At 52.2% G+C, this 12,668-nt stretch carries 12 protein-coding genes; 3 read left to right on the forward strand and 9 right to left on the reverse strand.

Annotated features, from left to right (window positions below):
* Positions 1–197 precede the first annotated feature (197 nt).
* The 8 genes from E6P06_RS04440 to priA form a co-directional block, all read right to left on the reverse strand.
* On the reverse strand, positions 198–941 hold the full coding sequence (locus E6P06_RS04440) for an SDR family NAD(P)-dependent oxidoreductase (protein WP_096890306.1): 744 nt from the start codon (positions 939–941) through the stop codon (positions 198–200).
* Positions 942–1,101: 160 nt separating this feature from the next.
* Complete coding sequence (gene rraA / locus E6P06_RS04445; protein ID WP_003028798.1) at positions 1,102–1,587, reverse strand: ribonuclease E activity regulator RraA; 486 nt, start codon at positions 1,585–1,587, stop codon at positions 1,102–1,104.
* 92 nt (positions 1,588–1,679) lie between these two features.
* A complete protein-coding gene (menA, locus tag E6P06_RS04450) occupies positions 1,680–2,609 on the reverse strand; it encodes a 1,4-dihydroxy-2-naphthoate polyprenyltransferase (protein WP_003028801.1) in 930 nt (309 codons plus the stop codon).
* Positions 2,610–2,676: 67 nt separating this feature from the next.
* Positions 2,677–4,008, reverse strand: coding sequence for an HslU--HslV peptidase ATPase subunit (gene hslU / locus E6P06_RS04455; protein ID WP_003028803.1), 1,332 nt, complete (start codon positions 4,006–4,008; stop codon positions 2,677–2,679).
* Between the two features lie 9 nt (positions 4,009–4,017).
* Positions 4,018–4,548, reverse strand: a complete 531-nt coding sequence (gene hslV, locus E6P06_RS04460; protein WP_003028805.1) for an ATP-dependent protease subunit HslV — start codon at positions 4,546–4,548, stop codon at positions 4,018–4,020.
* Positions 4,549–4,639: 91 nt separating this feature from the next.
* A complete protein-coding gene (ftsN, locus tag E6P06_RS04465; RefSeq protein WP_003840513.1) occupies positions 4,640–5,620 on the reverse strand; it encodes a cell division protein FtsN in 981 nt (326 codons plus the stop codon).
* Positions 5,621–5,713: 93 nt separating this feature from the next.
* A complete protein-coding gene (cytR, locus tag E6P06_RS04470) occupies positions 5,714–6,739 on the reverse strand; it encodes a DNA-binding transcriptional regulator CytR (protein ID WP_003028807.1) in 1,026 nt (341 codons plus the stop codon).
* Between the two features lie 156 nt (positions 6,740–6,895).
* A complete protein-coding gene (gene priA, locus E6P06_RS04480) occupies positions 6,896–9,094 on the reverse strand; it encodes a primosomal protein N' (protein WP_139934977.1) in 2,199 nt (732 codons plus the stop codon).
* A gap of 204 nt (positions 9,095–9,298) precedes the next feature.
* Here priA and rpmE point away from each other — a divergent pair, with 204 nt between their 5' ends.
* From rpmE to E6P06_RS04495, 3 genes are all read left to right on the forward strand, one after another.
* The gene (rpmE, locus tag E6P06_RS04485; RefSeq protein ID WP_003028810.1) at positions 9,299–9,511 is read left to right on the forward strand and encodes a 50S ribosomal protein L31; all 213 of its coding nucleotides are present in this window, start codon (positions 9,299–9,301) and stop codon (positions 9,509–9,511) included.
* Positions 9,512–9,852: 341 nt separating this feature from the next.
* Positions 9,853–10,533, forward strand: coding sequence for an oligogalacturonate-specific porin KdgM family protein (locus E6P06_RS04490; protein ID WP_003028811.1), 681 nt, complete (start codon positions 9,853–9,855; stop codon positions 10,531–10,533).
* A gap of 78 nt (positions 10,534–10,611) precedes the next feature.
* A complete protein-coding gene (locus E6P06_RS04495) occupies positions 10,612–12,036 on the forward strand; it encodes an MFS transporter (protein WP_003028813.1) in 1,425 nt (474 codons plus the stop codon).
* A gap of 52 nt (positions 12,037–12,088) precedes the next feature.
* Here the strand turns inward: E6P06_RS04495 and metJ are convergent, their stop codons facing one another.
* Positions 12,089–12,406, reverse strand: a complete 318-nt coding sequence (gene metJ, locus E6P06_RS04500; RefSeq protein WP_003028816.1) for a met regulon transcriptional regulator MetJ — start codon at positions 12,404–12,406, stop codon at positions 12,089–12,091.
* Positions 12,407–12,668: the final 262 nt, after the last annotated feature.

Below are 12,668 nucleotides of genomic sequence, written 5' to 3' on the forward strand. Positions count from 1 at the left end.
CTTCATCTTTCGTGCCGTAGCTGCGTTGGCTGCGCTCAGTTACCCCAGTCACGTAGTTTACTACGCTCCTGGGGATACCTTCGTTTGCCGCCTTGCTACAACACGAAATCTATTGCGTAATCGTTCCTGTGTAGGCCGGATAAGGCGTAAGCCGTCATCCGGCAATACAATCGTTTTACCGCAACACAACGTTAATTTCAGGCATTCAAACCCCCATCTACGTCCAGACCGGTGCCGGAAATCTGCCCAGCCGCTGGGCTTGCCAGAAACGTCACCGCCGCTGCAACATCCTCCGGTGTTCCGTAATGCCCTGTAGCAATAAGCTGCCGTTGGGATTCTGCCTGCTCGCCATCTGCCGGGTTCATATCACTGTCAGTTGGGCCGGGATGGACAAGATTAACGGTAATACCCCGTGGGCCGAGATCGCGAGCCAGGCCACGGGTTAGCGAGTTGAGCGCTGATTTAGTCATCGCGTAGACGGCAATCCCCGGCTGGGCGACGCGGTTGGCAAGACAACTGCCAATATTGATGATTCGCCCACCTTCAGGGAGATGCGGTAGCGCGGCCTGTATGGCAACTACCACGCCACGGATGTTCACGTTAATCAATGCGTCGATGTCCTCCAGTGACAGCGACTCCAGCGGGCCGCCGCGTGCGATCCCTGCGTTGTTGACCAGGATATCCAGTCCTCCGAGTGACTGTACCGTGCGGTTTACGGCATTCTGAATCGCCTGAGCGTCTGCACTGTTTGCCTGAATCGCCTCACCATGGCGGCCAAGTGCTTTAATTTCATCGGCAACGGCCTGGGCTTTCTCCGCAGATTTTTCATAGGTTATAACAACATCAGCACCGGCTTTCGCCAGCGACAGTGCAATGGCGCGCCCTAATCCACGACTGGCTCCGGTGACCAGCGCTTTTTTACCTGTCAGATCGATATGCATGATGACCTCGTGATGAGAGTGATGAGATTCATCATTAGGTATAGAGAGAGTTTTTTCTTCGTCAATGCGCTGGATGGGGGAATCGGAAGGGTGGTGTGGCAAAAAAAAAGCCAGTCAGTTGTTTAACCGACTGGCATCACACCGAATTGCGGTGTTTTCTTTACTCGATATCGAGCGGGTCTTCGGAGAGGATTATCCCGGTGTTGTCGGCGTACAGGTGATCGCCAGAGAAGAACGTTACACCGCCAAAGTTGACGCGCACATCGCTTTCTCCAATACCTTCCCCTGCGGCACCGACCGGAATTGCGGCAATCGCCTGAATGCCGATATCCAGTTCTTCCAGATCGTCTACCTGACGGACTGAGCCGTAGATGACCAGACCTTCCCATTCATTCTGTACGGCCAGTCGAGCCAGTTCGGCATCGACCAGCGCACGACGGACAGAACCACCGCCATCGACCAGCAGAATGCGACCACGGCCGTTTTGTTCGAGCAGATCGTACAGCAACCCGTTGTCCTCGAAACATTTTACCGTGATGATTTGTCCGCCAAACGACGACCGTCCTCCAAAGTTAGAGAACAGTGGTTCCACGACGTTGACATCTTCCTGATAGATGTCACAAAGCTCGGATGTATCGTATTTCATAGGCTCAACGTTCAGTTGCTGCGAGAATTTTTAGTATATCGCGCTATGTGTACTGTTGGCAAAATCATCAATTGTTAATTGATATTTGTCAGTTAAAGAGACCACTGACTTAAGAAAATTCCAACGACAAACAGCAGGTTAGTTAACAATGCCGCTTTTACGGTGCGTTCCAGCATCGGGCGCATTGCCGCAGGATCCATCTCACGCATCACGTATCGCGCCTGTTTAATCAGCAGCGGAGCGGCGAGGATAAACAGCCATCCCCACAGGCTTTGCAGTGAGAACAGGTTAAACAGGGCCAGGCAGACCAGCGTGCCCATCAGCAGACAGGCGTGGTAGCGGCGGGCATTGACAGCGCCTAAACGCACGACCAGCGTGTTCTTGCCGTTCTCTCTGTCGCTGTTGATATCGCGCAGATTGTTGACGTTGAGCACGGCAGTTGCCAGCAGGCCGCAGGCGGTAGCAGGCAGAATGAGCGCCGGAATCAACGTATGCGCCTGCAGATACCAGCTTCCCATAACGCTCAGCCAGCCGAAGAACACCAGCACGGAAATATCGCCCAGACCGATATATCCGTAAGGGCGATTGCCTACGGTATAGGTGATTGCGGCGATGATCGACAGGCCGCCGAGCACCAGGAAGCCGACAAAATCTGCCAGCGTGTGGCAGGCCACAGCAACCAGGGCCAGACCGGACAGGCAGATCAAGACCACGGTGACGATCAGCGCCCGCTTCATCTGCTGTTGGGTGATGACCCCTTTTTGCATACCGCGCAGCGGTCCTATGCGGTCGGGCTTGTCGCTGCCTTTGACGGCATCGCCATAGTCGTTAGCGAGATTGGACAGAATTTGCAGCAATCCCGCCGTAATCAATGCCAGCAGAGCAACCAGCGGATTGAAGTATCCTTGCCACCATGCTAATGCCGTACCGACGATGATCGCCGCGAAGGCGAGCGGTAAGGTCTTAGGTCGTAAACTTTCCAGCCAGGCTTGTGAGCGGCTAATTTGTTGTTGTTCAGTCATATTTAGCGCCAATAAAAATGGGGCTTTATCAGCCCCATCAACAGTGATGAAAATGCATTGAACGCGATTATAGGATAAAACGGCTCAGATCTTCATCTGCGACCAGCGCATCCAGATGTTTGCTCACATATTCGGCATCAATTGTGATGCTTTGGCCGTTCAAATCGCTCGCATCATAGGAAATATCTTCCATCAGACGTTCCAGAACGGTATGCAGACGACGTGCACCGATGTTTTCGGTGGTTTCGTTAACCTGCCAGGCCGCTTCGGCAATGCGTTTAATACCGGATTCAGTGAAGTTGATGTCCACACCTTCAGTCGCCATCAGCGCTTTGTACTGCACGGTGATGGAGGCATTCGGTTCGGTAAGGATACGCTCAAAATCGCTGGTGGTCAGCGCCTGCAGCTCGACACGAATCGGCAGACGACCCTGTAGTTCTGGGATCAGGTCGGACGGTTTCGCCACCTGGAATGCGCCAGAGGCGATAAACAGAATATGATCTGTTTTCACCATACCGTGCTTGGTGGAGACCGTGCAGCCTTCAACCAGCGGCAGCAGGTCGCGCTGTACGCCTTCGCGGGACACGTCCGGGCCGGAGGATTCACCGCGTTTACAGATTTTGTCGATTTCGTCGATAAACACGATCCCGTGCTGCTCAACGGCGTCGATAGCTTCTTGTTTCAGCTCTTCCGGGTTCACCAGTTTGGCCGCTTCTTCTTCAATCAGCAGTTTCATCGCGTCTTTGATTTTCAGCTTACGCGGTTTTTGCTTCTGACCGCCCAGGTTCTGGAACATGGACTGCAGCTGGCTGGTCATCTCTTCCATTCCCGGAGGTGCCATAATTTCAACGCCCATCGGTGCGGCCGCGAGATCGATTTCAATCTCTTTATCATCCAGCTGGCCTTCACGCAGTTTTTTACGGAACGCCTGACGCGCTGCAGAAGGTTCCTGCGGCTGTTCAGACTGTCCCCAGTTATTTTTAGCCGGTGGGATCAGCACGTCGAGAATGCGCTCTTCCGCCATCTCTTCAGCGCGGAAGCGGTTTTTCTCGATTGCCTGAACGCGGACCATCTTAATGGCAGCATCGGTCAAATCGCGGATGATCGAGTCAACTTCTTTACCAACATAGCCAACTTCGGTGAATTTGGTTGCTTCAACTTTGATGAACGGCGCGTTGGCCAGTTTTGCCAGGCGACGGGCGATTTCGGTTTTACCGACGCCGGTCGGGCCAATCATCAGAATGTTTTTCGGCGTGACTTCATGACGCAACTCTTCGTTGAGCTGCATACGACGCCAGCGGTTACGCAGGGCAATCGCCACGGAACGCTTAGCGTTATCCTGGCCGATGATGTGTTTGTTCAGTTCGCTGACAATTTCGCGTGGGGTCATTTCAGACATGGGGGATCCTTACGCTTTGGAGTTCAATTCTTCGATGGTATGGAAGTGGTTGGTATAAATGCAGATATCCCCTGCAATATCCAACGCTTTCTCAGCAATCTCGCGTGCGCCAAGCTCGGTGTTTTCCAGCAGAGCGCGTGCAGCAGCCTGGGCGTAGGGACCGCCGGAGCCGATGGCAATCAGATCGTTTTCTGGCTGGATGACGTCGCCGTTACCGGTGATGATGAGCGATGCCGTTTCATCTGCGACGGCCAGCAGCGCTTCGAGTTTGCGCAGCATACGGTCTGTACGCCAGTCTTTTGCCAGTTCAACGGCAGCCTTCACCAGGTGACCCTGGTGCATTTCCAGCTTGCGTTCAAACAGTTCAAACAGCGTGAATGCATCCGCAGTACCGCCCGCAAAGCCCGCGATGACTTTGTCGTTGTAAAGACGGCGGACTTTCTTCACGTTGCCTTTCATTACGGTGTTACCCAGTGTGGCCTGACCATCACCGGCGATTACCACATGGCCGTTACGGCGTACGCTTACTATTGTTGTCACGAGCAGACCCCTTGGTTACAAATGCAATGTACAGGCCCCGCACAGTGTGCGGGGCGTAATGCAAGTATAGATGGGGGGGATTTTGGGGGTTTCAACCCCCAGTGGCGAGTCGAATGCAGTTTGTGTGACCAGCCACCTTCAGGCGGCTGATGGTGTTGTCGGCATTCTCTTTGCCTTTGACCGGACCAATGACCACGCGATTCCAGCCGTTATTGGTGGTAATACGCGAGTTGAACCCTTCAAAGGCCAGCTGCGCGCGCACGGTTTCTGCCTGCTCAGCGCCTTTAAATGACCCGCACTGAACCATCCAACGGCGTTCATCTTTTTTCTCCGCTGTCTGTTTTGGCGGTTGCGTTTCATTCGTTATTGGCGCGGCCGGTTGCGTTTTCGGCTGAGCGGCGGTGGTATGCGCAGGCGTTTGCAGCAAATCCTGATACGGCTGTTGCGCCGCCGGTTTTGGCTGTGCTTTCGGCTGCTGTACCGGCGCGGTTTGCGCCGTACGCGTTTGCGGCTGCTGGTAAGGCTGTTCCGCTACCCGTGGTTGCGTGCGCGGCTGTTGAGCCTGCTGCTGCGTGTTGGCCCATTGCTGTTGCTGTACCTGACGCTGGCGCTGCAGCGTTTGCTGACGCTGTTCAGGCGTTTGTTCGTTCCACGGCACTTCGTTGAGCTGCGTTGGCTGTTGACGCATATCAGCCTGCATTTGCGCCAATAGCTGGCGCTGCTCATTGGTTAATTGGTCGGCGTTCAGCACCTCGCCGCCGGCAGACGGTTCGGTAGGCGCACGTACGCCAGGCTGACGGCTTTCCAGCTCTTTAATGTATCGCCAGCGCTCTTCCGGTTTTGGCGGGATGCCATTACCGGTGACTTTCTGGTTTTGCAGCGTTTCGGACTCTTCTTTCTTGTGATGCGTAATGAAGTACAGACCACCGATAAAGGTCACGAGTACGGCTGCAGCAATAGCAACCATTGCGGGCGATACCGCAGGCGTATTGCGTTGTTTTTTCCGTGATGTGCTCTTCTTGCGCCGCGAAGGTGCCGGTTGGCCGCGACGTACATAATCTCGTTGTGCCACTATCGTTTCGCTGTATTTATTCGTTCGTCAGCCCGCCATGTTACTTAAGCGGCGGGCCTTTGACCAGACAGGGGAGTCCGAAAGCACTTTACTTTACGTCAGTGCCCGGGTAGTGCCCCGAATAATAAGCTCGCAGTCCAGTAATCGTGAGCCACTGCTGACGTTCTGTCCTTGTAATTGATCGAGCAGTAACAGCATAGCTTCACGTCCGATATCGAAACGCGGCTGTGCGACGGTTGTCAGGGGTGGATCACAAAATTCCGCGAGCGAAATGTTATCGAAGCCGATAATCGATAAATCGTCGGGCACCTTCAGACCCTGACGTTTGGCGTAAGAGAGGGCGCCAAGCGCCATGACATCGCTGTGACAAAAGACCGCGGTAGGCGGCTGTGGTAGCGCCAGGAGCTGTTTAAGCGCATTGGCCCCCGCTTCATAGGTAAAGTCACCGCGCGCGATGAAATGCGGATCGACCGTAATTCCGCTGCGACGTAGTGCCTGAACGTAACCTTGCAGACGATAATGGCACAGCGGCATATCTTCGGGCCCGGCGATACAGCCAATGCGTTTATGCCCCAGTTCCAGCAGATAGTTCATCGCGTTGAAGGCGGCGGTGAGGTTATCAATGTGCACGGTGGGCAGTTCCAGCTCTGGCGCGAACTCGTTGGACATAACCATCGGTGGCAAGTTGCGTTGCTCTTCCACGCTGGCATCAAACGGCAGGCGCGAGCTGAGCAGCACCATGCCATCGATCTGCTTGGTAATTATGAGGTTGAGGAAGGTCTTTTCCTGCTGGTTCTGGTGCGCGCAATCGCCGATAAGCACCAGATATCCCTGTTCTGCGGCGGTGACTTCGATGCCACGAATCACTTCGCTAAAAAATGGATCGCAGATATCCGGCACAATCACCAGAATGGTACGCGATTCATTACGCTTAACGTTACGCCCCATTGATTGGGGTAAATATCCCACTTCAAGCGCTGCCTGCTCAACCTTGTTACGGGTTGACTGCGAGACTTTGTCTGGGTTCATTAATGCGCGGGATACGGTTGCCGTTGAGACTTTCGCCTTCAGAGCAACATCTTTCATCGTAGCGGCGGCAACCTGCTTATTCGGTTTCACTCTTTCTCCTCGCCAGAGAGCTGCTGGCACAGACTCGTCCTTGAATAGCCTTCATCTGAAACATTTTTATCAGATAGTGAATGGAAGCGGTTACAGAATTTTCATAAAAAGTGTGATGGATATTTAATTTTACGATCCGCCTCGCATCGTGAGGGATTATCCCTCGATGGGATCGACATCCAGCACCCATTTAACCTTACGTGCATCGGGTAACGTATTAATCAGCGCCAGCGTTCCGCTGACGATATGCTGCAGGCGAATTCGCGACGGGTGCTGCAACAAAATTTGCCAGCGATAGCGACCGCCACGTTTGGGCGCCAGGGCGGGAACTGGGCCTAACACCCACAGTTTTTCATCGGCCAGCGGACTGGCCTGAATCAGATTTCGTAACTGCTGTAAGAACATCGGCGCATGCTGGTTGTTGTGATCTTCTGCCCGCACGATCACATGGCTGGTCCATGGGGGAAGCTGGAGCGTTTGTCGCTCTGCCAGCGCCTGCTCGGCAAAGGCGTCATACCCTTTATACAGCAAGGTTTGCAGCAGCGGATGTTCAGGGTGGTGCGTTTGCAGTACCACTTCGCCCTGCTTCCCGGCGCGGCCGGCACGCCCGGAAACCTGCGTGTAGAGCTGGGCGAAGCGTTCTGCCGACCGGAAATCTGCGGAGAACAGCGCGCCGTCAACGTCCAGCAACGCCACCAGGGTGACGTCCGGGAAATGGTGGCCTTTCGCCAGCATTTGCGTGCCGATCAGGATTCGCGCGCCGCCGCGATGCACTTCCGCCAGATGCTGCTCCAGCGAGCCTTTGCGGCTGGTAGTGTCGCGATCGATGCGTGAGATTGGCACGCCGGGGAAAAAAGGCGCCAGAGCCTGCTCAAGCTGTTCGGTGCCGAGTCCTACCGGAACCATGTGCGTTGAGCCGCAGGAAGGGCATTGACGCGGTATCGGACGCTGACTGTCGCAGTGATGGCAGCGCAGATGGTGTTGCGCCTGATGCAGCGTGTAGTAGTGATCGCAGCGCGGGCATTCAGCAATCCAGCCACAGTCGTGGCACAGCAGGGCAGGCGCAAAACCCCGGCGGTTTAAAAACAGGATCACCTGGTTATCCGCTTGCAGATGCTGACGCATACGGGCGATAAGCGCAGGGGCGAGCCCGGCCTGTACCTGCTGACCCTTGAGATCCAGCACGTGCTGAATGGCTGGGCGTGCATTCCCGGCACGGCGCGTCAGGCGCAACATGCGGTATTTTTTCTGCCGCACGTTGCACAGCGTTTCCAGCGCAGGGGTGGCTGAGCCGAGAATGATGGGAATTTGTTCGCTATGGGCGCGATAAACCGCGAGGTCGCGCGCATGATAACGCCAGCCTTCCTGCTGTTTATAAGAGCTGTCGTGCTCTTCGTCGATGACAATCACGCCCAGATTTTTAAACGGCGTAAACAGCGACGAGCGCGTGCCGATAACAATTGCCGCTTCACCATTTTTCGCCTTCAGCCATGCCGAAAGACGTTCATTGTCATTTAAACCCGAGTGCAGAACTTCGACCGGCGCATTGAAGCGTTCGCGAAAACGGGCAATAGTTTGCGGCGTCAGGCCAATCTCCGGCACCATTACCAGTGCCTGTTTGCCCTGAGCGAGCACATTTTCCAGTACGCTTAAATAGACCTCTGTTTTACCCGATCCCGTCACGCCCGCTAATAGCCAGGCGCTAAAACTGTCAGATGCGCTGTGGATCGCCCCGACGGCGGTGGCCTGTTCGGTATTCAGCCGCAGACGCTCACCGGAAACCGCGTAGTGCGTACGCCAGTCGCTAAAGCCTGGCGTTTCGCTCGCCAGGGAGCACAGCCCTTTTTTCCGCAGTGCCTGTAATGCGGCGTCATTAAATTCCAGTTCAGCCACCTGGTCGCGCCAGATTTTTCCCTGGCGTAGCGCAGCCAGCGCCTGTTGCTGCCTGGGAGAACGCTTCAGGCTGTTGAGGTCAATAACCTGGCCTTCTTCAGTGGCAAACCAGTACCACATGGGCGCGTTTGTCGCCGGACGTCCCTGGCGCAGTAAAATTGGCAGAGCGTGAAACAGTACGTCACCGATAGGATGATGATAATAATCCGCCGCCCACAACAGCAGACGCCAGACAGAGGTTGAGTAGACCGGTTCGCTGTCCAGCACTTCGAGAACGGCTTTCAATTCGCTCCGCGGTAGTTCACTGTGCTCGCTGACGGACAGGACGATACCCACGCGCTCCTGCTGCTTGCCAAAAGGCACGCGTACACGACACCCGGCTTTGGCGCTCAAGCCTTCCGGCAGGAGGTAGTCAAAGGTGCGAGGTAGCGGAACAGGTAAGGCAACGTGCGCAACGGGCATTGAATCATCCTGACTTGAAATCTGGCGGGTTAGTATACACATTAGTGGAGGGTAGAATGCGGATCAGTTTGCATGAGCAGGTTAATTTCTGTATGATTCGCCGCCTTTGATACAAATTTGTATCACTGACCTATACTATTAACATCGCGTGGTGTCTGGCGTTAGGGCTGGAAGAGCGACGCGGCCTTAAACCGAGGTTTTCCCATGAAAAAAGATATTCACCCGAAATACGAAGAAATTACTGCAAACTGCTCTTGCGGTAACGTCATTAAAATCCGCTCTACTGTCGGTCACGATCTGAACCTCGACGTGTGCAGCAAGTGCCACCCGTTCTATACTGGCAAGCAGCGTGATGTTGCTACCGGTGGCCGTGTTGATCGCTTCAACAAGCGTTTCAGCATCCCAGGCAGCAAGTAAGTTTCAGCTGTCAGAAAAAAAGCGCCTTATGGCGCTTTTTTTGTATCTGCGCTTGAAGACTAAAATTTATATTGATGTGTTGAATGGTGTTTTTTTTGTTTAATAAATGAAACAGTGTTTTTATTTTTTGGGTAAAATGTTTCTAGTAGTGATCTGCGTCATTTTTATCTTCTGATTTCTGCCACTCATGCCAATTGTTGGCAAAATACCAAAGGTTTCTGCTTTCTTTCTAAAATACACTTTCGTGGAAATATAAAATTATTCTTAATCCTTCATCGTTTCCCATTAATGGACGGGACGAGATGGGGAATTTCCGTTGTTGAGTGTGAAGAGGGATTGTCATGAAATTTAAATCTGCGTTATTACTGATTCCATTATTCTCTGCGGCCGCACAAGCGGGTTATGTTGATTACCGGCATGAATATTATGACGATGGGCGTAATTACGATCGTGTTTATATGTCTCACCGTTTTGCGACTGGTTTTGGTGTCGCAGTCGAAGCCATTTCACGTTCCGAAGATACGCAATCTAATGATGCGTGGAATAATATGGAAAGTAATGGCAACGAGTATACTGCAAGCTATCAGTTTACCTGGCGGGATCTTATCTGGCAGCCAGGTATTGCGATCGAAACGGGCGATAACATCACGATTTATAAACCTTATATCCGCGTGCAGTACAACATTAACGACAGCTGGTGGACCGCGTTCCGCTATCGTCAGGAGTACATGCGCAGAAACACTGACGGCAAAGATGACCGCATGGTCTATCGTCCGGAAGCTTGGCTTGGTTATAACGTCAATGACTGGATGTTTGAGTTAAATGGTATTTATAAAATTGCCGATAGCGAAGATTTATATAACAACCGGAAAGATGATTATGAATATAACTTCCGCGTGGCGTATAAACTAGGCTCCTGGGTTCCATTTGTTGAGGTTGGTAACGTTTCCTCGGGTTATAACACAACAACGACAGACGATCGTCAGACCCGTTATCGTGTCGGTCTTGGTTATAACTTCTAACCGGTAATAGCTTTCATATCGACTGATTACATCGATAAGCATAGTTTGTGTGAATAATATGTCTAAGGAGTTGACATCATGTCTAATGATGGAACTATTATCGGAAATAATGAACCCACTGCCGTCAGACCTTTCGGAATTCGAGATAAAATTGGTTATTTATGTGGTGACCTCGGAACCTGTTTTATTCTTGGCTTAGTTAATAGTTTTTTAATGATTTATTACACTAACGTCCTCGGTATTTCCGGCGTTATTGTTGGCTCACTCTATTTTGTGACCAAACTCTTTGATGCGTTCGTTGATGTTGGTGTAGGGCGCTTATGCGATACCTCTAAATTGACGGTACATGGACGTTTTAACCCGTGGGTGCGTCGCATGAAGTATCCATTTTGCATCATTGCAGTTGTCCTGTTCCTGCCGTTTGTGAATGATTTTTCTTATACGGCGAAAATTATCTACATCTGTTGCTCCTATTTCATTTACGGTTCGCTGTTATCGACCGTGAGTATTCCGTACGGTGCTATGTCTGCGGCGATTAGCTCGAATCCGGATGATCGTGTCTCGCTGTCAACCTGGCGCAGCGTTGGGTCAGCTATCGGCGGTGGGGCAACCGGCTTTTTCATTCCGATCCTGATGTACACCACCCTGGTGGACGGAAGCCAGGTGATTTCCGGGCAACACTTCTTCTGGATTTCCATTGGTTGCGCAGTGCTGGGCTTTATCTTTTTATCCTTGACCTGTCAGTTAACGACCGAACGCGTGCGCGTGGAGAGAAAAGAGAGCATGCCCGTTTCGGTGTTGCTGAAGGGACTGGCACGCAATAAGGCGCTGATTGTTTTAGTGGTTGTGGATTTGCTGATTGTGATTAATCAGGGATTGTCCGGTACTAATATGACTTACCTGTTTAATGACTATTTCCACAATAAAGAGGCGATGTCAGTCGCGTTGCTGTTTACCTTTGGTTCCCTGGTTTTGCTGGCACCATCGGCATCCTGGCTCACGAAGCGGTTTGGTAAAAAAGAGGCCAGCGTCGGCGCGCTACTCTTTGCAGTAGCGATGTATTTGATTATGTACTTCATCCACATTACCGACGCGAAAGTCTATTTGGTTTTCCTGTTCCTGGCGACGTTGGGGGCCGGACTATTCAACCTGATGATTTGGGCGTTTATGACCGATGTTTGTGATTATCACCAGTATGTCACCGGCGATCGCGAGGATGGTACCGTCTATGGTGTGAACTTCTTTGCCCGCAAGGTTGGTCAGGCGTGTGCAGGGGCCATTGGCGGCTTTATGTTGGCCATCATTGGTTATCAATCATCGTCAACAGGTGGCGCTGTGCAAACCAGCATTGTGCAGGAAAATATTTATACGATGGCGAATCTCTTGCCGGCACTATGCCTGTTTTTGGCGGCGGTCATTCTGATTTATTTCTATCCATTGAACCGTAAAGAGACGCTCAAAATGGAAGAGACATTGAATAAACTCAATGGTATCAGTAAGTAACATAGCGAGAATCGGCGGGAGCAATCCCGCCTTTTCTCATCTGTTCTAACAATCAGTATTCCCACGTTTCCGGGTTGATACCCAGTTCACGCATGATTACCTTTGCTTCTTCCGGGATTTCATCACTGCGCTCTTTACGCAGGTCTTCATCGTTGGGTAATGGTTGCCCGGTAAAAGCATGCAGAAACGCTTCACACAGCAGTTCGCTGTTGGTGGCGTGGCGCAGGTTATTCACCTGACGACGCGTGCGTTCATCGGTAAGGATTTTTAACACCTTCAGAGGAATGGAAACCGTAATTTTTTTGACTTGCTCACTCTTCTTACCGTGCTCAGCGTATGGGCTGATATATTCGCCGCTCCATTCAGCCATGAGATACCTAATCCTCTTTGTCATTAATATTGAGGCCAGAACCTGAGCCCGGACCATAATTGTGCGTAGTTTATCGTAGTGGCGCGGCCCTGACACGAAGTAGCCGACGCAGATGTACGCTAATGCATATAATTTTAACGGCTATTTCCAGTTTGCTCAATCTATACGCAAAGAAGTTTAGATGTCCAGATGTATTGACGGCTATCATAACTATGATTACTCTGGTGCCTGACTTTTCACCGACTCAGCCAGGATCTTCTCA

The sequence above is a fragment of the Citrobacter sp. CF971 genome (assembly GCF_006385635.1).
GTDB lineage: Bacteria > Pseudomonadota > Gammaproteobacteria > Enterobacterales > Enterobacteriaceae > Citrobacter > Citrobacter freundii.

Coding starts and splice junctions, on each gene's coding strand:
- E6P06_RS04495 (WP_003028813.1), top strand. CDS start 10,612: ATGTCTAATGATGGAACTATTATCGGAAATAATGAACCCACTGCCGTC.
- priA (WP_139934977.1), bottom strand. CDS start 9,094: ATGCCCGTTGCGCACGTTGCCTTACCTGTTCCGCTACCTCGCACCTTT.
- metJ (WP_003028816.1), bottom strand. CDS start 12,406: ATGGCTGAATGGAGCGGCGAATATATCAGCCCATACGCTGAGCACGGT.
- rpmE (WP_003028810.1), top strand. CDS start 9,299: ATGAAAAAAGATATTCACCCGAAATACGAAGAAATTACTGCAAACTGC.
- E6P06_RS04440 (WP_096890306.1), bottom strand. CDS start 941: ATGCATATCGATCTGACAGGTAAAAAAGCGCTGGTCACCGGAGCCAGT.
- rraA (WP_003028798.1), bottom strand. CDS start 1,587: ATGAAATACGATACATCCGAGCTTTGTGACATCTATCAGGAAGATGTC.
- hslU (WP_003028803.1), bottom strand. CDS start 4,008: ATGTCTGAAATGACCCCACGCGAAATTGTCAGCGAACTGAACAAACAC.
- E6P06_RS04490 (WP_003028811.1), top strand. CDS start 9,853: ATGAAATTTAAATCTGCGTTATTACTGATTCCATTATTCTCTGCGGCC.
- menA (WP_003028801.1), bottom strand. CDS start 2,609: ATGACTGAACAACAACAAATTAGCCGCTCACAAGCCTGGCTGGAAAGT.